Source organism: Arthrobacter sp. S39 (assembly GCF_004320525.1).
GTDB lineage: Bacteria > Actinomycetota > Actinomycetes > Actinomycetales > Micrococcaceae > Arthrobacter.
This window is the reverse complement of sequence record NZ_SIHX01000009.1, coordinates 188456-210275: the sequence shown is the minus strand read 5'-3', so window position 1 is coordinate 210275 and position 21820 is coordinate 188456. Positions and strand designations below refer to the sequence as shown.

At 68.0% G+C, this 21820-nt stretch carries 21 protein-coding genes and 2 riboswitches; of the genes, 10 read left to right on the top strand and 11 right to left on the bottom strand.

Annotation, left to right across the window (positions count from 1 at the left end; all coding sequences use genetic code 11):
- Positions 1-22: 22 nt before the first annotated feature.
- From EYS21_RS17990 to EYS21_RS17980, 3 genes are all read right to left on the bottom strand, one after another.
- Positions 23-286, bottom strand: a complete 264-nt coding sequence (locus tag EYS21_RS17990; protein ID WP_131134597.1) for a DUF4235 domain-containing protein — start codon at positions 284-286, stop codon at positions 23-25.
- A gap of 119 nt (positions 287-405) precedes the next feature.
- Complete coding sequence (locus EYS21_RS17985) at positions 406-2568, bottom strand: hypothetical protein (RefSeq protein WP_131134596.1); 2163 nt, start codon at positions 2566-2568, stop codon at positions 406-408.
- Between the two features lie 147 nt (positions 2569-2715).
- A complete protein-coding gene (locus EYS21_RS17980; protein WP_131134595.1) occupies positions 2716-3258 on the bottom strand; it encodes a heme-degrading domain-containing protein in 543 nt (180 codons plus the stop codon).
- Between the two features lie 57 nt (positions 3259-3315).
- A riboswitch (TPP riboswitch) is annotated at positions 3316-3458 on the top strand.
- Between the two features lie 64 nt (positions 3459-3522).
- Between EYS21_RS17980 and EYS21_RS17975 the strand changes: the two genes are divergently transcribed.
- The 4 genes from EYS21_RS17975 (at position 3523) to EYS21_RS17960 (ending at position 7903) form a co-directional block, all read left to right on the top strand.
- Positions 3523-4143, top strand: a complete 621-nt coding sequence (locus tag EYS21_RS17975; RefSeq protein ID WP_131134594.1) for an ECF transporter S component — start codon at positions 3523-3525, stop codon at positions 4141-4143.
- Positions 4143-5687 (top strand): ABC transporter ATP-binding protein, encoded by a 1545-nt coding sequence (locus EYS21_RS17970; RefSeq protein WP_131134593.1) that lies wholly within the window; start codon positions 4143-4145, stop codon positions 5685-5687. Before EYS21_RS17975 ends, EYS21_RS17970 begins: the two co-directional genes overlap by 1 nt.
- Entirely contained in the window at positions 5684-6478 is a 795-nt protein-coding gene (locus EYS21_RS17965) for an energy-coupling factor transporter transmembrane component T (RefSeq protein WP_131134592.1), read from the top strand. The genes EYS21_RS17970 and EYS21_RS17965 overlap by 4 nt, the downstream gene beginning before the upstream one ends.
- Before the next feature lie 126 nt (positions 6479-6604).
- Entirely contained in the window at positions 6605-7903 is a 1299-nt protein-coding gene (locus EYS21_RS17960) for a sugar ABC transporter substrate-binding protein (protein WP_131134591.1), read from the top strand.
- A 52-nt stretch (positions 7904-7955) separates the two neighbouring features.
- Here EYS21_RS17960 and EYS21_RS17955 read toward each other — a convergent pair whose 3' ends face one another.
- Positions 7956-8780, bottom strand: a complete 825-nt coding sequence (locus EYS21_RS17955) for a hypothetical protein (RefSeq protein ID WP_242633486.1) — start codon at positions 8778-8780, stop codon at positions 7956-7958.
- 180 nt (positions 8781-8960) lie between these two features.
- Here EYS21_RS17955 and EYS21_RS17950 point away from each other — a divergent pair, with 180 nt between their 5' ends.
- Positions 8961-10484 carry a UDP-N-acetylglucosamine 1-carboxyvinyltransferase gene (locus EYS21_RS17950; protein ID WP_131134590.1) on the top strand — a complete coding sequence of 508 codons (1524 nt, stop codon included), beginning with the start codon at positions 8961-8963 and terminating at the stop codon, positions 10482-10484.
- Positions 10485-10636: 152 nt separating this feature from the next.
- The gene (locus tag EYS21_RS17945; RefSeq protein ID WP_131134589.1) at positions 10637-11863 is read left to right on the top strand and encodes a glutamate--cysteine ligase; all 1227 of its coding nucleotides are present in this window, start codon (positions 10637-10639) and stop codon (positions 11861-11863) included.
- A gap of 85 nt (positions 11864-11948) precedes the next feature.
- Here the strand turns inward: EYS21_RS17945 and EYS21_RS17940 are convergent, their stop codons facing one another.
- Both EYS21_RS17940 and EYS21_RS17935 read right to left on the bottom strand, forming a co-directional pair.
- Positions 11949-12620 (bottom strand): hypothetical protein, encoded by a 672-nt coding sequence (locus tag EYS21_RS17940; RefSeq protein ID WP_242633485.1) that lies wholly within the window; start codon positions 12618-12620, stop codon positions 11949-11951.
- 113 nt (positions 12621-12733) lie between these two features.
- Positions 12734-13357, bottom strand: a complete 624-nt coding sequence (locus tag EYS21_RS17935) for a LysE/ArgO family amino acid transporter (RefSeq protein ID WP_131134588.1) — start codon at positions 13355-13357, stop codon at positions 12734-12736.
- A 69-nt stretch (positions 13358-13426) separates the two neighbouring features.
- On the opposite strand from EYS21_RS17935, the gene EYS21_RS17930 reads away from it, so the two are divergent.
- Both EYS21_RS17930 and EYS21_RS17925 read left to right on the top strand, forming a co-directional pair.
- Positions 13427-14329: a LysR family transcriptional regulator ArgP gene (locus tag EYS21_RS17930; protein WP_131134587.1), complete on the top strand. Its 903-nt coding sequence runs from the start codon at positions 13427-13429 to the stop codon at positions 14327-14329.
- Positions 14330-14395: 66 nt separating this feature from the next.
- Complete coding sequence (locus tag EYS21_RS17925) at positions 14396-14737, top strand: DUF1905 domain-containing protein (protein WP_131134586.1); 342 nt, start codon at positions 14396-14398, stop codon at positions 14735-14737.
- Here EYS21_RS17925 and EYS21_RS17920 read toward each other — a convergent pair.
- The 4 genes from EYS21_RS17920 to EYS21_RS17905 all read right to left on the bottom strand — a co-directional run bounded on the left by EYS21_RS17920 (position 14649) and on the right by EYS21_RS17905 (position 17130).
- The gene (locus tag EYS21_RS17920; protein ID WP_131134585.1) at positions 14649-15170 is read right to left on the bottom strand and encodes an isoprenylcysteine carboxylmethyltransferase family protein; all 522 of its coding nucleotides are present in this window, start codon (positions 15168-15170) and stop codon (positions 14649-14651) included. The two genes, EYS21_RS17925 and EYS21_RS17920, sit on opposite strands and share 89 nt — an antisense overlap.
- 86 nt (positions 15171-15256) lie before the next feature.
- Positions 15257-16465 (bottom strand): O-succinylhomoserine sulfhydrylase, encoded by a 1209-nt coding sequence (locus tag EYS21_RS17915; protein ID WP_131134584.1) that lies wholly within the window; start codon positions 16463-16465, stop codon positions 15257-15259.
- Complete coding sequence (locus EYS21_RS17910; RefSeq protein WP_131134583.1) at positions 16466-16876, bottom strand: rhodanese-like domain-containing protein; 411 nt, start codon at positions 16874-16876, stop codon at positions 16466-16468. It abuts the gene before it with no gap.
- The gene (locus EYS21_RS17905; protein ID WP_131134582.1) at positions 16873-17130 is read right to left on the bottom strand and encodes a DUF1737 domain-containing protein; all 258 of its coding nucleotides are present in this window, start codon (positions 17128-17130) and stop codon (positions 16873-16875) included. Before EYS21_RS17905 ends, EYS21_RS17910 begins: the two co-directional genes overlap by 4 nt.
- Positions 17131-17143: 13 nt before the next feature.
- A riboswitch (SAM riboswitch) is annotated at positions 17144-17259 on the bottom strand.
- Between the two features lie 106 nt (positions 17260-17365).
- Between EYS21_RS17905 and EYS21_RS17900 the strand changes: the two genes are divergently transcribed.
- Both EYS21_RS17900 and opgC read left to right on the top strand, forming a co-directional pair.
- Entirely contained in the window at positions 17366-17869 is a 504-nt protein-coding gene (locus EYS21_RS17900; protein WP_242633484.1) for a hypothetical protein, read from the top strand.
- A 126-nt stretch (positions 17870-17995) separates the two neighbouring features.
- The gene (opgC, locus tag EYS21_RS17895) at positions 17996-20467 is read left to right on the top strand and encodes an OpgC domain-containing protein (protein WP_131134581.1); all 2472 of its coding nucleotides are present in this window, start codon (positions 17996-17998) and stop codon (positions 20465-20467) included.
- A 53-nt stretch (positions 20468-20520) separates the two neighbouring features.
- On the opposite strand, the gene EYS21_RS17890 is transcribed toward opgC, so the two are convergent.
- Positions 20521-21747, bottom strand: a complete 1227-nt coding sequence (locus tag EYS21_RS17890) for an acetyl-CoA C-acyltransferase (RefSeq protein ID WP_131134580.1) — start codon at positions 21745-21747, stop codon at positions 20521-20523.
- Positions 21748-21820: the final 73 nt, after the last annotated feature.

Sequence of the window (21820 nt, the reverse complement as noted above, 5' to 3'; positions counted from 1 at the left end):
CAGCCCGGCAATTCCTTGCGGTCTAGACGATGTCCTGGCTCTTCGCGAACCGGGTGATGGCACGCTGGGTGCCCCGGTTGGCGAGGACCTGGATGATTGCACTCACCGAAGCGGAGATCAGCGCGAACGTCAGCGCGGAACGCAGCGTTGTGGGAACGTCGTCGTGCCCGCCCTTCGGCGGTTTGTTGCCGGTGGTCTTTTCCCAGATCGCGTCTACGGCCTTGGTGCCGGCGAATCCGGCCAGCAGGCTGATGCCCGTGCCCAGCAGCTTGATGAATAAGTTCATTCCCGTGCCTCCTTGCGTCTCAAATTCAGGACTTCCCCTAGCCTAGCGCCATCAGCCGGGCCGGCCGACAGCACCAGGGCTGCCCTGCGGACAAGCCACGCCCACCCCGCGGCGGCAGCCTATGGCGCCTGTACCAGGCCCTCCCACGCAACCGTCCAGCCGGCCGGGAAGCCGGGGGCGTGCCGGTCCGGCCCGCCGTCCCAGCCCGCCGCCATCAGGGCGACGACGGCCAGCAGCCCACCGTTTCCCGGCAGGTAGAGGGGGAGGGAATCCGTCTGCCGGTTGTGTCCGTTGGGCAGGGCGGCGTTCTTCCCGGCACGTTGCAGGAGGGCGTCGACGGCGGTCTCCGGGTCTTCGAGCCGGGCGGCGGTCATGGCCATCACCGGGTAGTCCCAGCCCCAGGTGCTGTCCCAGTCCCAGTCGGCGAGGACATCGGCGAGCGTGGCGCGCATGGTCTCCGGGTCGATGAGATCTGTCTGCGGCAGCACCCCCAGCGCACACAGCATGGAGGGGTGGTCCGTGCGGATGGTGAAGGGCTCGACGTCGATCGCCGCGTAGACGCCGTTGACGGTCCGCGGGCGGACCATGCCGTCCGCAACGGCCTTCCAGTCCGCCCGCAGCTCCAGGCCCAGGCGTTCGCGCCAGCTGTTGGCGGTGCGGAGGGCCCACTGCCAGTACGCGAGTTCGAAGGTGGGGTTGGTGACCGTGCCGCGGACGGACTCATAACTTTCCTGCGCGGGGATCAGGGGCGGCCCGAGCTCGAATCCGCGGGCGGTGGGGTGCGCGAAGCTGGCCATGAACGTGGCAGTCTCGAAGACGATCTCCGCGAATTCCTCCAGCAGTTCCCGGGACGGTTCGGCCCGGTAGGCAACCTCGGCCAAGTGGATCGGGTGCGGCTGCTGCCAGATCAGGAAGGTGCCGATCGGGCTGGGGCTCTCGCGCCCGTCCGGGCCTACCTGCTTTGGCCAGCGGACGCCGTCGAACCCCTGCGCCTTGGCCGTCTGCCGCGCCGCTTCCAGGATGGTCCCGTACCAGCGGAGGCTGGGAAGCAGCAGTTCCGTGCGGTTCCAGTGCGCAAAGTGCGCGGCGTGCCACCAGTGCATCTCCAGGTGGAAACGGCCGCGCCAGGAATTGCAGACCAGCCCTGTTTCCTGCGGTGGCAGCGAGCCGGCGCAGTTGATCGCCGTGAGGTACTGGGAGAGGACAATCCTGCGCTCGAGTTCCGCCGCGCGGGGGTCCGGTGTGCCGTGGAGTTCGACGGCGCCGCCGGACTGCCAGAATTCCGGCCAGTGGGCGCGGGAGGCCTCGATGACGGCGGTTCCGGTGGCCGGCTCGGGGAGCCCGCCGGCGCCGCGCAGGACGCAGTCGCCCTGGCCGGTGCTGGTGAACTGGACCGCCAGGTCCAGGAGGTCCTGTCCGCCTGCTGGTTGAAGCACCAGTTCGTGCGGGCCGGACTGGTGCAGGCGGAGGTCCTGCCCGGACACCGTGACCTGGTACCCGGATCCGTCCAGGCCGCGGTCCACGGTCCACTGCTGTTGGCCATCCCCGGTCCTGGCGGGTCCCGCCAGGCTGGTGGTGTGGGCCTCGGGCCGGTTCCAGTCTGCGGCGTCGTGCCACGCCTCGGAACCGTAAGGAAAAGCGAAGGTGACCACCAGGCCGTCCTGAAGGGCCGGGGATTCCACGATGAGGCCCACCTGGTCACGGTCCGGATGGCAGGCGGTGGTGACCCTGACCGGATGGCTCCGGAGGCTGAACGTGCTGGTGACTGTCCCGGTCCAGAGGTCGAGGGTCTGGACGGGGTCGACGACGTCTGCCGGCGCGAGCGGCCGCGCCCCGCCCGCCGTCTGGTCCGCATCCGCGTCCGCCCACGCGAACCCGATCCGGCCCAGGTCCAGGCGGTGCGGGTTGGCCCGGAGCCAGGTTTCAGCGCGGGAGGACTCGGTTTCACGCCCGTCCACGATGTCGCCCACCATGTCGACGTAGGGGACCGGGCCGCGGGGAGAGTCGTAGAGGACCGTGGACCCGGCCAGGCTGTACTGCTCCGCCGCGGGAATGGAGTGCCAGCCCCATTGGGACTGCGTGCCGAGCAGCGTCCCGGGCGGAAGTTCGCTGCGCGCTCCCACGGGGTACTCGGCCGGGAGGGTCTGCAGCCCCGTGAGGTCCACCGTGAAGCTGAACTCGCCGTTTCCCACGGACACGGGGCTGCGCGGATCAAGGCTTCGCTGCTCCACGTTGTGGCGGCGGACGAGTGCTTCGCGGTCGATGGTGTGCTGGCTGTGCATGGGCACGCCCTCCTGAGGCTGTCGGCTCTGACTGCTGCTTCCACAAGTGTGTTCCTCAGGCGAGAAAACGCTTTCCGAAGCGGTTCAATCCTTGTGGCATCCGGAGCAGGTGTCAACCTCCGTGGTCAGGAAGTTAGGCCTGGCGGCTCACTCCGCGCGCATGGAACCCAGGATTTCATGCAGCGCCTCCACCACGAGGTCGTGGTCCTGCTGCTGCGGCAGTCCCGAGACGGTGACGGTGGCCACAGCGCCCACGCCGGCCACATAAACCGGGAACGAGCCGCCGTGCGGGGCGTAGGTGGTTTCGTCGAACCAGCCGTGGTCCTCGATCCGGCCGCCATGCAGCCGGCCGCGGAGGCCCACCAGCAGCGACGGCACCTCATACCTGGCCGCGGTCCGCTGCTTGGCCCGGATCCAGCGCTCGTTATCCGGGGTCGCGCCGTCCAGGGCGACATGGAAAAGCACCTGGTCGCCCTTGGTGATGTCGATCGCGATGGGAAGCCGGCGCGTCTTTCCCAGCTCCACCAGCAGCAGCCCCAGATTGAGGGAATCGTCCTTCGTGAAATGCGGGAACTGCAGCTCGGTGATCTCCGCTTCGATCCGGGCGATCAGGGCCTCGAGCAGGCCTGCCGGCTGGGGCACGGTCGAATCGGGATTGAAGGCAGTCACAGTCGGGATATTGGCAGTCATGGCCCACAATCTACCGCCCCTGCGGTGTAAACTGGACCACGCCCAACAGGGCAGATTATTCAACGACAGGGGAGCGCCGCCGTCGGGCATCACTGGCATTGCCAGGGAACCGCAGGTGGGCGCTGAGAGTGCGGGACAGCCGCAGACCCTCGAACCTGATCCGGCTAGTACCGGCGCAAGGGAGTCGAGTTCTCGAAGTGTGCGGCAGCCGGCGTCCAGCCGATCGCCGGGGCACTTTCCCCTCCTGTTCCTCAGGAGGATCACATGAGCACTGCAGCAATCAAAAAGACCGGCAACACCTGGCGCATCGTGGACATCGTGGTGGCCGCCCTCATCGCCATCGCCGGCGGCGTGATCTTCTGGGCCTGGTCCCAGGGCGCCGCCGCCGTTTCGCCGCCCATGAACGCCGTCTACCCGCCGCTGACCGGCCTCATCGCCGGCGGCTGGATGATCCCGGCCGTGCTGGGCATGCTTGTCATCCGCAAGCCGGGCGCCGCCCTCTTCTGCGAAACGGTGGCCGCCATGGGTGAACTGATCATGGGCTCGCCGTACGGCGCGTCCGTGCTGTTCTCCGGCTTCGTCCAGGGCCTCGGAGCCGAAATCATCTTCGCGGTCTTCGTCTACAAGAAGTTCAACCTGCCCGTGTCGCTGCTGGCCGGCGCCGCTGCCGGACTCTTCTGCGGCCTGAACGACTCCTTCGCCCCCTGGGGCTGGAACATCGCCTACGCCGGCGGTGACAAGCTCGCGTACATCGTGTTCACCGCCATCTCCGGTGCGGTCATCGCCGGAGCCCTGTCCTGGGTCGCCACCCGCGGCCTGGCCAGGACCGGCGTGCTGAGTTCCTTCGCGTCCCGCAAGGCAGCGACGGAGCCCGTCTTCTCCTGATGCCCGCAGCTCACGACCGCCCCGCCTCCGCTGCGGTGCGGCCCGCCGCCGTCACGGCCCGCGGCTGGGGCTGGCGGCATGCCGGCCGGTCCCGGCCCGCGGTCCGCGCCCTCGACCTGGACATCCGGCCCGGGGAGCGCGTGCTCCTGCTTGGCCCGTCAGGCGCCGGCAAGTCCACGCTGCTGCACGCCCTCGCCGGGGTGCTGGGGGACGTGAACGACGACGGCGAGGCCGGCGATTCGGACGAGTCCGGTTCGCTGCTGATCGACGGCGCGTCCCCGCGTGAACGGCGCGGCCGCGCCGGCCTGATGCAGCAGGACCCCGAAACACAGGTGGTCCTCTCCCGGGTGGGCGACGACGTCGCCTTCGGTGCCGAGAACCTCGCCGTGCCCCGCGACGAAATCTGGACGCGCGTGCACGAGGCGCTTGACGACGTCGGACTCGCCCACCTGCCGCTGGACCACCCGACGTCGGCCCTTTCCGGCGGGCAGAAGCAGCGCCTGGCGCTGGCGGGGATCCTGGCGATGCGGCCGGGCCTGATCCTGCTGGACGAGCCCACCGCCAACCTGGACCCCATCGGCGTCCTCGAAGTCCGGGACGCGGTGGGCCGCTGCCTGGACAAGACCGGGGCCACGCTTGTGGTGGTGGAGCACCGGGTGTCCGTCTGGAAGGACCTGGTGGACAGGATCGTGGTGCTGCAGCCCGGCTCCGCGGCCGATCCCGCGGTGCTGCTCGACGGGCCGCCGGACCAGGTCCTGGCCGAGGCCCGCGCCATGCTGATCGCCGCCGGCGTGTGGGTGCCGGGCTTTGTCCCCGCCACCCGCAACCGGACGTCCAGCGGCACCGGCGACCTCCTCCTGGCCGCCGAGGACCTGGCCGTTTCGCGCGAACGGCCTCGCCGCCGGCGCTTCAAAACCGTCCCGCCGGTGCCCGTCCAGCAGGACATTTCGGCGCAGGTCCGGGCCGGGCAGGCCCTCACCGTCACCGGCCCCAACGGCGCCGGCAAGTCCACGTTTGCGCTGACCCTCGCCGGCCTGCTGGCGCCGGTCGAGGGAAATGTTTCGGCCACCGTGGATCTGAGCCGGGGGGCCGGCATCGACCCCTGCAAGTGGAAGGCCGAGCAGCTGATCGCCCGGATTGGAACCGTCTTCCAGGAACCGGAGCACCAGTTTGTCACGGGCAACGTCCTTGACGAGCTGATGTTCGGGCCGCGCCATGTGGGCCACGGTGAGGAACGCGTGGACGAACTCCTCGAGCGGCTCCGGCTGACCGAGCTCGTGGACGCCAACCCGTACACACTCTCCGGCGGTGAGAAGCGGCGGCTGTCCGTGGCCACCGTTCTCGCCGCGCATCCGCAGGTGCTGGTCCTGGACGAGCCGACCTTCGGCCAGGACGCCAACACCTGGGCCGAGCTGGCCTCCTTCCTTTCCGAACTGCTCGACGCCGGCACCGCCGTGGTGTCCGTGACGCACGACGCCGAATTCAGCGCGGTCCTGGGTGGCGCCGAGCTCCGGCTCGGCACCACCGAGGCGGTGGCCCCATGAGGCAGGAACTCACCCTCGCGGGAAACAGGGCCCTGCTCACCCGGGCCAATCCGCTGAGCAAGTTCGCCGCCGTCGTTTTTATGACCGTAGTGCTGGCGCTCTCCATCGACTGGGTGTCCGCTTCTGTAGCGCTAGTCTGCGAACTGCTGCTGTTCCCGCTGGCCGGACTGACCCTGACACTGCTGTGGCAGCGCGGCTGGCCGCTGATCCTCGCCGCCGCAGTGGGCGGCTGGAGCACCTCCATCCTGGCGCCGGACAGCGGAAAGACCCTGCTCGACGTCGGGATCTGGTCCATGAGCGAAGGCTCGCTGGAGCTGGGGCTGGGCTTTATGCTGCGCGGCCTGGCGATCGCGCTGCCGGCCGTCCTGCTCATGAGCTGCACGGATCCCACGGACCTCGCAGACGCGCTGGCGCAGAAGGCGCGGCTGTCGCACCGGTTTGTGCTGGGCACGCTCGCGGCCATGCGGCTCGTTGGCCTGATGGCCGAGGAATGGCAGACCATCGGAATGGCACGCCGCGCCCGCGGCGTGGGTTCGCGCGGCAATCCGCTGCAGCGGCTCAAGGCCACGCTGGGCCAGAGCTTCGGGCTCCTGGTCCAGGCCATCCGCCGGGCGTCGCGGCTGGCGGTCACCATGGAGGCGCGAGGTTTCGGCGGCGGGGACCGGACCTGGGCGCGTGAATCCACCTACAGCCGGCTCGACGTGTGGGTCCTGGCCGGCGGGGCGCTGATGGCCGCCGCCGCGGTGGCCGCGGCGATGTGGGCCGGGACCTGGAGTTTCGTCGGCGGCTAGTCCTGCGGTCAGGCGTCCGTGCGCCGGAACCTCTGCTGCGGAACCTCTGCACAGCAACCATTGATCTTCCTGAAACATCTTGATAGTTTCGGGAAATCGGTTTCTAAGCAGAAGGTCGTGTACCCAATGGCGCGTAGCAACATCCGCAGAGCCCGCAAATCCTTAGCTGTTCTGACGGCGGTGGCCCTCTTTGGCCTCACGGCCTGCTCCAACGCCGCCCCGAACCAGGCAGAGTCCGGCCCCGTCGAAATCCGGTTCTCGTGGTGGGGCAACGCCACCCGGGCAGAGTTGACCAACAAAGCCATCAAGGCCTTCGAAGCTGAAAATCCCACCATCAAGGTCAAGCCGGAGTACGGGGATATCGGCGGCTACTTCGACAAGCTCGCCACCCAGGTGGCGGCCAATGACGCGCCGGATGTCATCACCATGGGCGGCGCCTACCCGGCCGAATACGCCAACCGTGGGGCGCTGTTGGACCTCGCCAAGGTTGACGGCCCGCTGGATCTGTCCGGCTTCGATGAAGGTGCCCTGCAGAACGGACAGGTGGACGGCAGGCAATACGGCGTCTCCACCGGCGCCAACGCGCTCTCCATCGTGGCGAACCCGGCCGTGTTCCGGGCCGCCGGGGTGCCGGTGCCGGATGACAGCACCTGGACGTGGGAAGACTTTACCCGGGTCGCCGCGGACGTGACCGCCAAGAGCCCCCAGGGCACCTACGGCACCGCGACCGTCCTGACCCACGACTCCCTGGACGCCTTCGCACGCCAGCGCGGCGAATCCCTCTACACCAAGGACGGCCAGCTGGGGCTGGAGCAGGACACAGTGCGTGACTACTTTGACTACTCCCTGGACCTGAGTGCTACGCGTGCGGCGCCGAGCGCCTCGGAAACCGTGGAAAAGCTCAATGTCAGCACCGAACAGACCCTCATGGGCATGGGACAGGCCGCCATGATGCTGACCTGGAGCAACTCGCTGACGGCACTCAGCAAGGCATCCGGCGCCGAACTCCAGCTCCTCAGGCTGCCGGGCGAGTCTCCCACGCCCGGAATCTGGCTGCAGTCCTCGCAGTTCTACACGATTTCCGCCCGCAGCAAGCACACCGAAGCCGCCGCCAAACTGGTCAGCTTCCTGGTCAACAATGAAGAAGCCGCCAAGGTGGTCCAGAGCGACCGCGGCGTGCCCAGCAACCCGGAGATGCGGGCGGCCATCCAGGATCTCCTGACGCCGCAGGGCAAGGCGGAAGCCGCCTACGTTGACGAGATCGGGAAGCTGAAATTTGCGCCCACCTTCATTGGCCCCACCGGCTCGACGGCGGTCGCGGAGATCACCGCCCGGATCAACACCGAGGTGCTCTTTAAGCGGCTGACGCCGGAGAAGGCCGCCGAACAGTGGATCAGCGAGAGCAAGGCTGCCATCGGCAAGTAAGGCGCCCGTGTGTTTCCGGGTGGCTCAGCGTGGTTCCGGGCGATTCAGGCGTTTAGATGCAGGAGTAGTCGTAGTCGAATCCCCTGGACACGACCTGCGTCAGCGTGACCTTGCCGCCGGCGGTGAGCGGGGCATTGGAACACATGGCCTTCGCCCCTGTTGCGGTGCGGGCGCCTGCAAGCCAGCTGGGCAGCGTGTACAGGTTGCTCGTGCTGCTGACAGTGCCCACGATCTGTCCCCACTGGTATCCGGTGGAATAGATGCCGACGCCGGCCTCGATGCTGTGGAAGAACTCGGTCATGCCTTCAAGGACCGCACGGTTGGCGGTCTTGTCAGTGACGGACCAGGAGTTGCCGGTTTCCACGTCCAGCCACCAGAGATAGCCGGCGGGGTCGCGGACTCCGCGGATGTTGGCGTCATCGTAGGCCTTGGCGTAGCCGTACATGTACGAGCACGCGGCGCCCACATCGCCCGCTGTGCACGGCCCGTAGGGATTGTGGACAGCAGTCCCGGCCGGATATTTGTCGTTGGTGGGCCACCACGAGCCGGCCGTCCCCGGATTGGCGGTATTGACGTACAACGCGACCTGTGGCTGGCCGGTGAGCCCTGCCGTGGTCGCGGCCCATGCCAGCTGTTCCTTCAGGCACGGGTTGGTGGTGTTGGCCAGGCCGTTGTTGACGCCCACAATGCCGAACGCCGCGCCTTTGGGAAGTGCCCTGTTGCACTGCGGCCAGGACACGTCGTTTCCCAACAGCAACGGGGCACCGTCTCCTGGCGAGGGTGCTGCGGCGGCCGGCGGTGCGAACACCAGGGCGAGGACCGTCAGCCACAGCGCGCAGGCGGCCGCGAGCCCCGTTCGCGTCGCGGCCTTGTGCATGGGTGACCTCTCTGGCAGCCCGGCGGGCCGCTCTTTCAGTGTCCTCCGCGTCCTTGGCGCGGGTCAAGGAAACCGGCCAAGGGCGTGGGCATATCGCATGAAGTGGGTAATGTGTGAGATTCGGCGCGTTGCGCGTCCTGAAATGCCCACAAAATAACTCATGCGTGATATTTTTTTGGTATGACTCAGGAAACCGCCGAACATGTTGCCGCCACACTCCGGGATGCCCGCAGCCAGAAGGGCTGGACCCAGGGGCAGCTGGCCGCCGAGCTCGGAACCAGCCAGAGCGCCGTCGCACGGATGGAACAGGGGAAGCAGAACCTGAGCCTGAAAATGATCCAGCGGCTGGAAACGATTTTCGGACACAGCATCGTCAAGGTGGGCACATCCCAGATGACCCATCTGCGGGTCGAGGGCGGGCGCACGCTGTCCGGGGCGGTGGATGTGAACAGCAGTAAGAACGCCGGCGTCGCGCTGCTCTGCGCCAGCCTGATCAACCGCGGCACCACAGTCCTGCGCCGGCTGGCACGGATCGAGGAAGTCAACCGGATCGTGGAGGTGCTGACCAGCATCGGCGTCGAATGCACCTGGCTCAATGACACCGACCTCCAGCTCCGCCGGCCGGCAGTCCTGGACCTGGATGCCATGGATGTGGAGGCCGCCCGCCGCACGCGCAGCGTCATCATGCTCCTTGGCCCGCTCCTGGACGAGTCCGCCGAATACCGGCTCCCGTATGCGGGCGGCTGCGACCTGGGCACCCGCACGGTGGAGCCGCACATGCAGGCACTGCGCCAGTTCGGACTCTCGGTGGAGGCGACCGCCGGTTTCTACGCCGTGCAGGCGCCACTGGCGGACGACCTCGACCGCTCCTTCGTCCTGACCGAACGCGGCGACACCGTCACCGAGAACGCCATCATGGCAGCCGCCCACCGCCGCGGCACAACGATCATCCGCAACGCGAGCCCCAACTACATGGTCCAGGACCTCTGCTTCTACCTGGAGATGCTCGGGGTGAAGATCGACGGCGTGGGCACCACCACGCTGAAGATCACCGGGCAGCCGCTCATCGACGTCGACATTGAGTATTTCCCGTCCGAGGACCCCATCGAGGCGATGAGCCTGATTACGGCCGGCATCGTCACGAACTCTGAGGTGACCATCCGCCGGGTCCCCATCGAGTTCATGGAAATTGAGCTGGCGACGCTGGAGCAGATGGGCCAGCAGCTGGAGGTTTCCGGGGAGTACATGGCGCGCAACGGCCGCACCCGGCTGGTGGATGTGACCACCAAGCCGTCCGAGTTGCGGGCGCCGGAGGACAAGATCCACCCGATGCCGTTCCCGGGCCTGAACATCGACAACCTGCCGTTCTTCGCGGTGATCGCGGCCAACGCCGACGGCCAGACCATGATCCACGACTGGGTCTACGAGAACCGGGCCATCTACCTGACGGAGCTGAACAGGCTGGGCGCGCAGGTGCAGCTGCTGGACCCGCACCGGATCTACGTCAAGGGCCCCACCAAGTGGCGTGCGGCCGAGGTGGGCTGCCCGCCGGCCCTCCGCCCGGCCGCCTGCCTGCTGCTGGCCATGCTCGCGGCCCGCGGTGTCTCGGAGCTGCGGAACATCTACGTGATCGAGCGCGGCTACGAGGACCTGGCCGAGCGGCTGAACACCATCGGCGCGAAGATCGAGTACTTCCAGGACTAGCGCGAACGTACATTTGCGGCCCCGCCGCCCGGCGCGAACTGGCAGATGATGACCCTTCCACACGGATTTAAGGGTGATATCTGCCGGTTCGCGCTTCGTCATGATCGGCAGTAACCCGGCCAACCCGGCGGGCGTTGAAGCACAATATAAGCATGCGAACATTCGGCGTCGAGGAAGAGCTCCTGATCGTTGATCCGGAAACCGGGGCTCCCCTTGCCCTGGCGGACGCCCTGCTGTCCGGCCGGCGGCTCGCCGCCGATGACGCCCCGGAGGATCCGCATGCGCCGGACACCAAAAACAAGACCGCGTACGACGACGAGATGGGCTTGAGTGCCGAGCTGAAGCTTGAGCAGATCGAGACGCAGACCCGTCCCTGCCTTGAATACTCAGAGCTGCTGCCGCAGATCCGTGCCGGGCGGCTGCTCGCCGACCAGGCAGCGCTTAAGAACGGCGCCAGGGTAGCCGCCCTGGCAACCTCACCGCTCGGTTCCACGACGCACACCACCCCGGATCCCCGCTACGCGCGGATGCTGGAGCGGTTCGGCCTGACGGCGCAGGAGCAGCTGACGTGCGGTTTCCACGTCCACACCTACATCGAGTCGAAGGATGAGGGCGTGGCCGTGCTGGACCGGATCCGCGACAAGCTCGCCGTCCTCACCGCCCTGAGCGCCAACTCGCCGTTCTGGAACGGCATGCCCACGGGATTCGAGAGTTACCGCACGCAGGCCTGGAACCGCTGGCCCACGTCCGGCCCGTCCGGCATTTACGGCACCTATTCTGCCTACCGGCGCGTGGTGACGCGCCTGCTGGACAGCGGCGTGATGCTCGACGAGGGCATGCTCTACTTCGATGCCAGGCTGTCACGGAACCACCCCACCGTTGAGGTCCGGGTGGCCGATGTCTGCCTGCGCGCGGAGGACGCCGCCCTGATCGCGGTCCTGGTGCGGGCGATGGTCGAATCGGCCAGCCGGGAATGGCGCGACGGCGTGGACCCCGCCCCGGTGCCGACAGTCCTGCTCCGGATGGCCGCGTGGCAGGCGAGCAGCAGCGGCCTGAGCGGTGAACTGCTGGATTTCGGCACCTTCCGGCCCGCGCCGGCGGTGGATGTGGCGCGTTCCCTGGTGGATTACCTGGCTCCGGTCCTCGCCGAACAGGACGAACTGGCACTGGCCCGGCAGGGCGTTGAGGACATCATTGCCCGCGGCACCGGCTCGGTGGAGCAGCGCCGGGTCCGGGACTCGACCATGGAAAAATCAGCGCCCGACGACGGCGGGCTGGGGGCCGTTGTGTCCCACGCGGTGGGCGTCACGATGCGCGGAACCTCCGGGCTGCCTGAGGTTGATGAGGCCCCCGAACTGCTGCGGGTGCGCCAGTCCTAAGTCCGCTTGCCGGCCTAAGTTCCTCCCGCCGCAAAACCCTGCGCGAACTGGCAGATAATGCCCTGTTTTTCGCGTTTTGGGGGCATTATCTGCCTGTTCGCGCCAAGGGGAGGGCAACCAGGAGGGCGTCGGTGTCCAGCCCGGCGTCGGTGGGAACGACCGGTTCTTCGTAGCGCATCAGCTGGGCACCCACTGCGCCCTCCACAAGGTAGAAGACGAACGGCGGGATGTCCTTCGCCCCTGCCAGGATGGCGCCGAAAGCGGTGGCGCCCGTAACTGCCGTGATGCCGGTCCACGGCTTCAGCGGCAGCAGCAGGAGGCCGGCCCCAAGAGCCGCAAGGGCGCCGACGTGCAGTCCCGAATACGTCAGGAACGGCCAGTTGGCGCCCCGCCGGCAGGCGAACCTCTCCAGGTCCGAGGCGCGGTTCGCGAGGGAAACGACGAACAGCGGTGCGCCTGCAACCAGGGCTGCTGCCGCGCCACTGGCCATGGTTTTCGCGGGGCCGGGCCTGAGGGCCTGCGCGAACCGGACGAATCCGACCGGAACGGCCGCGGTGCCGGCCGCCGCCAGGAACTGGCCTGCGATCCAGGGCCCGCGGCTGCGCTGGAGCATCGCCAGCCTGGTGGCCGGGTCCTTGGTGGCATGCACCATCCCCACAAAGGAAATCCCCACACCCCAGCAGGTACTCGCCGCAACGATGACCGCTCCGGCGTTCCGATACGGCCTCTTCCGTTGCATCGCCTGTTGTCCCTGCATGGCTGGCTCCCTGTCCGGCGGATGCGGTGGCCCAGCACCATCGCGGTGGTGACCATGAAGTTACGCCGCAGTGCCGCCACGGTCAACGGGCAGTAGACCGCCACGTTCCGGCCTCAGGCACCCACCGCCAGCCGCAGTCCCAGCGCCAGCATCACGACGGCGATCAGGCCGTCGAGGAGACGCCAGGACGAGGGCCGCGCGAAGAACGGACGCAGGATCCGTGCGCCGAACCCGAGCGCACTGAACCATACGATGCTGGAGGCCATGGCCCCGCCCCCGAACCACCACCGCAGGTCCTGCGCCTGCTGGTTGGCCAACGAACCGAGCAGCAGGACGGTGTCCAGATAGACGTGCGGGTTGAGCCAGGTCAGGGCAAGCATCGTGGAAACCGCTGCCCCCGCACGGAGGGCTTTCTGGTGTCCCGAGGCCGTTAGCGCCCCCGGGTGGATGGCCCGCCGGGCCGCCATAACGCCATAACCCACCAGGAACGCCGCGCCGGCGTAGCGGGCCACCTCCACCACCACCGGGTTCGCCTCAATCAGTGCCCCGATTCCGGCGATGCCGGCGGCGATCAGAAGCCCATCGGAGACGCTGCAGACCAGCACGACGGCGGCCACATGCTCGCCGCGGATGCCCTGCCGGAGCACAAAGGCGTTCTGGCTGCCGATGGCCACGATGAGCGCCAGCCCCGTGCCGAAGCCGAGCAGGGTGGGGGCGAGGAAGTGCGTCAGATCCATATCCTCCAACGTAGGGCGGACCGTAGGATTACTCCAGCTAATTATTCTTACGACTATTAAGGAAAGCTAATGAAGACCTTCCAGTTTGAGCAGCTGCGGACGTTCGCTGCGGTCGTGGATGAAGGCACGTTCGAGGCGGCGGCCCGGAGCCTCATCGTCACGCCGTCGGCCGTGTCCCAGCGGTTGAAGGCAATGGAGGATGCCGCCGGACTGATCCTGCTGCAGCGCACCAACCCCGTCCGTCCTACCCCTGCCGGGGAAGCGGTCCTGCGGTTCGCGCGGCAGGTCCGGCAGCTGGAGTGGGATGCTCTGCGGGAGCTCGGCGACGGCGGGGACGGGCCAACTGCTCCGATTCCCCTGGTGGTGAACGCAGACTCACTGTCCACGTGGTTCCTGCCGGCGCTGGAAAGCCTTCCCCCGGACGCGGGCGCCTGGTTTGAACTGCGCATTGAGGATGAACAGCATTCCGCGCAGCTCCTGCGCAGCGGAACCGTGATGGCCGCCGTGACCGCAAACCCTGAGCCGGTCCAGGGCTGCAGCGTGGAATCACTGGGTGCCCTGAGGTACTACGCCGTGGCCAGCCCCGGCTACGTCCGCCACTGGTGGCCGGACGGGCCGGACCTCACTGCCGGCAGCCGTGCCCCCGTCATGAATTTTGACCGCAAGGATGAGCTGCAGGGCGGATTTTTCCGCAAGCTGACCGGGGCGGAACTGACCGCTCCGCGGAACTACGTCCCGTCGTCGGCCGAGTTCGCCCAGGCCATCCGTCTGGGACTCGGGTGGGGACTGTTGCCGGAGCAGCAGTGCCTGGCCGACATCCGGAACGGGGCGCTCGTTGGGCTGGCACCGGCCGATCCTGTGGACGTGTCGCTGTTCTGGCAACGGTGGAAGATTGATTCCCCGGTGCTCAACCAGCTCTCCGCCGCGGTCCGGCAGACGGCGTCCCGTCAGCTTCGCCAGCCTGGATCCTGACGTGCCGCGCCTGACCCGGCCACGGCGGGGGATGCGCCGGGAAAGGCGCCATGCCATACTCAGGCCGTGACGTCGTCGTACTCGTTCCGCGCCGAATTGTGGCTCTATCCCGAAGAAGCGGGCTGGCACTTCCTGACCCTCCCGGCGGATGTGGCCGACGATCTCCGCGAGGAAACAGCAGCGTTCCGGAAGGGCTTCGGCTCGATCAAAGTCACCGCCGAAATCGCCGGCCACATGTGGCAGACGTCGGTCTTCCCGGACAGCAAGAGCGGTTCCTACCTGCTGCCCGTCAAGAAGGCCGTCAGGACCGCGGCCCGCATCAGCGCCGGGGACGAAGTGGCAGTGCGGCTGGAAATCCAGCACGAAGATGCGGCACATACCGGGGCACGGACTGACGGTACCGGCTGAACGCCGCCGGGAAGGTAGCCTCCAGCAGAGCCTCCTCCCGGAGTACTTCACGGTGCACCTCCGCGGACACGACCGGAAGGGCCGCCGTCGTCCAGGCATCATTCCGCAGCAGCCCCACGCCAAGGTGAACCAGTGCCCAGCCCACGTACATGGGGTTCCGGGAGAGGCCATAGGGGCCCGAGGTCACCAGGGCATCGGGAGTGGCCAGGCGCGTGTCCCGGGCGGCGAGCCATGCCCACGTGATGAGGGTCCCCCCGGCAGCCAGCGATGCTCCTCCGGCCAGGCGCAGAAGAACCGACGGCGGCCCGGACGCTTTTACGAGCCGGCGTGGGACAACCCGCTGCAGGACCAAGCCCGCGGCGATTCCCGCCAGGTTCTGCTCCGGCAACGGGATGTTGGAAAGCAGCCTGCCCCAGTCCCGGCGTGATGTCATAGAGTCACCGCCCAGCCCACGCGCGAACGTGCAGATAATCCCCTCAAAACGCGAGTTATAGGTCATTATCTGCCAGTTCGCGCCAATCAGATCTGCTTGAGTGCCTGCTCCAGGTCGCCGATGAGGTCGTCCGCGTCCTCCAGGCCCACGGACAGCCGCACCACGCCGTCGCTGAGCCCGATGGCGGCGCGGCCTTCGGGACCCATGGCGCGGTGCGTGGTGGTGGCCGGGTGGGTGATGAGGGACTTGGCGTCGCCCAGGTTGTTGGAGATGTCGATGATCCGCAGCGCGTCCAGCAGCGCAAAGGCGGCGTCCTTGCCGGAGCGCCCGGCCGTCGTCGCAAGCTCCAGCGTGAGGACGGTGCCGCCGGCCTTCATCTGCTTGGCGGCGAGCTCGTACTGCGGGTGCGATTTCAGCAGCGGGTACTTGACCCAGCTGACGGCAGGCTGCTGTTCGAGCCATTCGGCCAGCCGCAGCGCGGTGGCGGAAGAGTGGTTGACGCGCAGCGCCATGGTTTCCAGGCCCTTGGTGAGCACCCAGGCGTTGAAGGCGGACAGCGAAGGGCCTGTGTGGCGCATCAGCTGCTTGACCGGGCCGTCGATGAATTCCTTGGTGCCCAGGATGGCCCCGCCCATGACCCGGCCCTGGCCGTCGATGTGCTTGGTGCCGGAGTAGACAATGACGTCCGCGCCGAGCTGCCCGCAGCGCTGCAGCAGGGGAGTGGCAAAGACATTGTCGACGACGACGGTGGCCCCGGCGGCGTGCGCCAGTTCGCTGACCGCGGCGATGTCCACGATTTCCTGCATCGGGTTGGACGGCGACTCGAAGAACACCGCGGTGGTGGGCTCCGACAGGGCGGCGCGCCACTGCTCCAGGTCAGTTCCGTCGACGAAAACCGTCTCCACGCCCCAGCGCGGCAGGATCTCGTTCAGGATCACAAAGCAGGAACCGAACAGCGAACGGGCGGCAACCACACGGTCGCCGGCGGCGAGCAGGGCGCCGAGGGCGGTGAACACGGCGGACATGCCGGACGCCGTCGCGAAGCATGCCTCGGTTCCCTCGAGCAGGCGGAGGCGTTCCTGGAACGTGGCCACGGACGGGTTGCCGTACCGGGAGTAGACGAAGCGTTCGTCCTCGCCGGTGAAGGCGCGCTCGGCGGCGGCAGCGGATTCGTAGACGAACCCGGAGTTCAGGAACACCGGCTCGGTGGTCTCCTGGAAGTTGGTGCGGTCCAGCCCGCCGCGGACTGCCTGGGTGTCAGGGCTCCAGCCGGCGGCATCTTCGTTAAAAGTCACTTAGTTCTTTCCCAGGTTGGTTGGCAGGCCGCGGTTCTTCCAGCCGTTGACGGTGCGCTCGCCGTAGCGGTCCGGCTCGCCTTCGAAGCCCTCCAGGACGTTGTAGGAGGTGAAGCCGGCCTGCGTGGCAGCATTGGCGGCGGCGATGGAACGCTGGCCGGATCGGCAGATGAACAGCAGTTCGGCGCCATTGTCCTCCGGTGCCTGCTGCGTGAGGTCCGTGATGAAATCCGGGTTGGGAATGCCGCCGGGGAACGTCCACTGGATGAACAGGGGATCGTTCTCAGTGGCCTTGGTGTCCGGGATGCCGATGTGCGCCCACTCACCCTCGGTGCGGACATCCACCAGGATGGCGCCCTGCTCCAGCTTGGCCCAGGCTTCCTGCGGGGTCAGGTCTCCGGCGTAGCTCACGCGTGGCCCTCGCCGTCGAACTCAAGGTCTTCCACTGCTGTGGCGACGGCGGCGTCCGCCGTGGCGATGGCCGCAGGGAGGATCAGTGCCTGCGCCACAATCACGCCCGTGCCGTTGAACGTGGCGGCGGGGCTGCCGTGCAGCACGTAGCCCTCGGCAAGGGCGGTGGAAATCCGCTCACAGAAATTGCGGTCGTCCGGGCCTGTAATAAGCCGGTACGACAGTCTTTCCTCAGGGGCAGGTGCGTCAGACACGACGGATCTCCTTCTCTCACGCTTGCAGCTCGAATCGGTCGATATGCCGAGTATTCACCTGAGGCACCCCGCCGCGAAAGGGAGGGTTGCCGACCGGCCAGTCAGGGCTTGGCGCCGGTTCTCATTACTCCCCAAAAACGTAACACTTGGCCCGCCTGGCCGCACCGCCGCCGTCGTCATGTTCCGTAACCAACACGTGCTTCCACCGCCGGCAACCGGACGGGACAATCAATCCATGGGGAACTCAGGGCGGGAACCGGCCGCATTTGCGGGTCTGAGGGCAGCCGTGGCAATCCTCGCGGTGGCCGCCGTGGCCCTGGGTCTGGGCGGTTGCCGGGACGTCTTCGCGCCGTCGCCGTGCATGCCGCCCGCGTACACCGCGACCCCCTCGGAAGTGGAACCCGGCGACCAGGTCACGGTCAGCGCCCCGGACGCCACCTGCGGTGCCCGGTACGGCCGGGACGCGCAGGTGCAGGTGACAGTCCGGGATGCGGCACGGGCGGTGCTGCTGGAGGAGCTCGCTCCCATGACTGACGACGGCGGCTTCACTTTTGTGTTCACCGTCCCGCCTGCGACGGCTCCGGGAGAGGCCGCCGTGATGGCGTATCCGTACAACCTGGACTGGTGTGACGACACCGGAGTCAACAACCGGGCCGGCGCCGGCCCCCAGACCCTTGTCCTGGTCTCGTGTGCCGAGCGGTCGGTGCCGCTGGTGATCGTGGCCGGTGCGGGGACCTGATAGCGGGCTGAACAGGGGGAATGTCAGGACGGGGTATCCCGGATGGGAGGCGGAGACCGTAGAGTTTGGCACGGGTGCCGGGCACCACCACTAAAGCGCAGCCGTCCTGGGGGGGTCAACACCAGCATGCCAATAGCCGCCGAATCCCAGCCTTCGACGAAACGAGCGGCTGCGGCCCGTCTTCGTCCGTTGGCGGCAGCGCTCCTGGCGGCCCTGCTCGTGCTGCTCATCCTGATCCCGGCAGGCTCCGCAGTTGCCGCCGAGCCTGTTCCCGACAAGGGCAAGCCCTTGCTGGGTGCCGTCCTGGAATGGGGCGAGGACTCCGGGCAGGGCTTCGCTGAACGGCTGGGAGCCTCACCCGCGCTGCTGGGACACGACATTTCGCTCCCCAGCAGGTCCGGCGAGGACCAGGACATCAGGGAGTTCCTGGGGCAGGCGGCAGGGCTGGGTTCCCATGCCATGCTCACGGTGCGCCCCACCGTGCCGCTGGAACAGGTGGACGCTGACGGCGCCGCAGCGTTCGCAGCCCGGGTCCAGGATTTGGCGGCAGGGTTCCAGGGTGCGCTGCTGATCCGGTTCGCCCCGGACATGAACTCAAGCTGGCTGGACTGGGGGCAGCAGCCAGCCCCCTATCAAGCCGCGTTCCGGAACGTCGCCGCAGCGTTCAAAGCAGCTGACGACGCCGGCACGGTGATGGTGTGGCAGCCGTACCTCGGGCGGGACTACCCTTTTGAACGCCACCGGAGTGCCCCGGCTCCGGGATCCGAGGGCTTCGCCGCCCTGGACACGAACGGTGACGGAACCTGGAACGGCTCAGATGCCGCCTACGCGCCCTATTACCCCGGCGACGACGCCGTGGAATGGGTGGGGCTCACCGCCTACCACGATGACACCGGCGGCAAATCGGCGGTCAACACGCTTCCCGTGGCCGGTGAGCTGGCCACCATGCTCACGCAGTCCGGCAGCGAGGATTTCTACGCCTCCTATGTCGTTGGCCGGAACAAGCCCATGGTCCTGCAGACCTCGGCCTTCTACAGCCCGGCCTCCGGTGGCGCTGCGAACCGGGACATCAAGACTTCCTGGTGGGAGCAGGTCCTCCAAGCAAGCACATCCATGCGTTTTGACCGGATCGCCGCCGTCGTGTGGGACGAACGGACCAGCACGCGGGACACCGGTGTGGCCAGCATCGACTGGCGGCTGACCGGCGACGCCGGGACAGCTGAGGCCGCGCGCGCGGCGCTGGCGCAATCCGGCCTGGCCACCGGGCCGGTGACGGCCGTCAGCGGGGGCCAGTTGGCCACCCGGGCCAACTCCCTGGCCGGAGCCGCTGCGTGGACTGTGGCCGCCGCCATGGCCATCCTCCTGGTGGCGCTGTGGCAACTCCCGCGGCGGGTGGGCGCGGTGGCCTCCTGGGGATACGGCGAACCGACCAAGCGCGACTCACGCATCGACTTCCTGCGGGGCCTCGCCATCGTGTTTGTGGTGGTCAACCATCTCGGCATGACCTCCCTGTTCCAGCTGCTCACCCAGGAGGCCGTCGGGTTTGTCTCCGGGGCGGAGCTGTTTGTCCTGTTCTCCGGCCTGGTGGTCGGCATGGTCTACGGCCCCCGGGTCAAGGACGATTTCGGCAAGGTGGTGGACCTGACAACCCGGCGGGCGGGCAAACTCTATCTGACGGCCCTGGTGGTGCTGGTAGGTGTTTTCCTCCTGTCACTGCTGCCGTTTTTCCAGACCGACGCCCTGACCACCTACGTGGACCAGGGGACGGGCGGCGCCGGGCACAACGCCGTGGGCCGGACCTATGACCTGTACGCCGGAATGGAGACGCTGCTGCAGTTCCCGGTTCCCGCCCAGGTCCTTCCCGCCATCGTGCTGCTGCAGTTTGGCCCGTGGCAGTTCAACGTCATGGGCCTCTACGTGGTCCTGCTGCTGGCCAGCCCGCTGATCCTCGCAGCTCTCAACCGGGGCAAGGCCGTATGGGTGCTGGCGGCCACGCTCGGCGTCTACGCCGTGGGCGCGGCCACCCGGTTCCGGCTGCTGCCGTCCCAGTTCGAGGACTCCTTCCCGCTGCTGGTGTGGCAGGTTCTTTTTGTCATCGGCCTGGTGGCAGGCTTCCACCGCCACCGGATCGCCGCGTGGCTGTCCGCGCACGCCTGGGTGGTGGCAGCCTGCACGGTGCTGGCTGTGGCGTTGACCTTCCTGTCCTGGTGCAACCCCTACCTGGCCAACGGGTTTGACCTGCGCCTGGCCGTCATCCCGGACACCGCGTACCGGGCCATGTACGACACCTTCTTTGGCCGGACCTACCTGGACCCGGGCCGCCTGCTCAATGTGCTGGTGCTGGTGGTCACCGCGTACGCCTTCCTCAGTGCCTACTGGAAGCCGGTGGAGCGGGCCCTGGGCTGGTTCCTCATCCCCCTGGGGCAGGCCACGCTGTACGTCTTTATCCTGCACGTGGTGCTGATCGCCGTCATCGCGAACATTCCGCTGCTGCGGCAGGGCGACATCCTCATCAACACGGCAGCCTACGCTGGGGTCCTGGGGGTCCTGTGGCTGATGGTGAAAAAGCGCATCCTGTTCGGGATCATCCCCACCTGAGCCGCGCGATTTAAGCCCGGGCATGCCACCCGGGCAGTAGCCGTAAGGCGGCCTCATGCCCTGAGGATCAGCGCTTCGCCCTGGCCGCCGCCACCGCACAGCGCGACGACGCCGGTGCCGCCGCCGCGCCGTTTCAGGGCCAAGGCCTGGTGCAGCACCAGCCGCGCGCCGGAGGCCCCCACCGGGTGGCCCAGTGCGATGGCCCCGCCCTCGGCATTGATCTTCTCGGCCGAAATGCCGAGGTCCCGGGCAGACTGGACGATCACCGAGGCGAAGGCCTCATTGATTTCCACGAGGTCCAGGTCCGCCACGGAAATCCCTTCCGCACGGAGGGCTTTTTCGATGGCGCGGGACGGCTGGGAATGCAGCGAACCGTCCGGCCCGGCCGTCTGGCCGTGGCTGCAGATCTCGGCAATCCAGCTCAGCCCTGCCCGCTCGGCGGCTGCCTTGCTGGCCACCACGACGGCGGCTGCGCCGTCGGAGAGGGGGGAAGCGGAACCCGCGGTGATGGTGGCTGAGTCCGCCGTGGAGAAGGCGGGCTTGAGCGCCGCCAGTGCCTCCGCCGTCGTACCCGGCCTGATCCCCTCATCAGCATCCACAGTCAGTGCCGGGCCGCGGCGCTGGGGAACCTCAAGGGGCGCGATCTCCTCAGCCAGCAGCCCAGCGTCCCGGGCTGCTTCGGCGCGCTGGTGCGACCGGGCAGCCACCTGGTCCTGTTCCGCCCGGCTGATGCCGCGCTCCGCGTTGCCCGCATCCGTGGCGGCGCCCATCAGGACCCCGGACACGGGATCCTGCAGCCCGTCATGGTTCAGCGAATCCAGCAGGGGTGCATCGCCGATGGCCACGCCGGAACGCAGCCGCGGCAGCAAGTGCGGGGCGTTGGTCATGGATTCCTGGCCGGCGGCCACGATGAAGTCCGCTTCACCGGCACGGATCATCCGGGCCGCGTCGATCACGGCGGTCAGCCCGGAGAGGCAGAGCTTGTTGATGGTGACGGTGGGGACATCCCAGCCGATGCCCGCTGCGAGGCTGGCCTGCCGCGCCGGTCCCTGGCCGGCTCCTGCCTGGATGACCTGCCCCACGATCACGGCCTGCACCTGCGCCGGTGCCACACCGCTGCGTTCCAGCGCTTGGCGGATTGCGTGGGCACCCAGTTCACTGCTGGTCAGGGAGGCGAGGCTGCCGCGGAACCGGCCGAACGGCGTGCGGGCCCCGCCGAGGATGACGGCGGTGCGGTCCCCGCTGGCCGGGGAAGTGTTGACCGTGGCGTCGTTGCCCATGATGCTGCCTTTCGGTGGTGGCGGCGGTGCCCGGACCCCTTGGGGGCACGTCCGGTTGCCGTTTCTTCCAGCA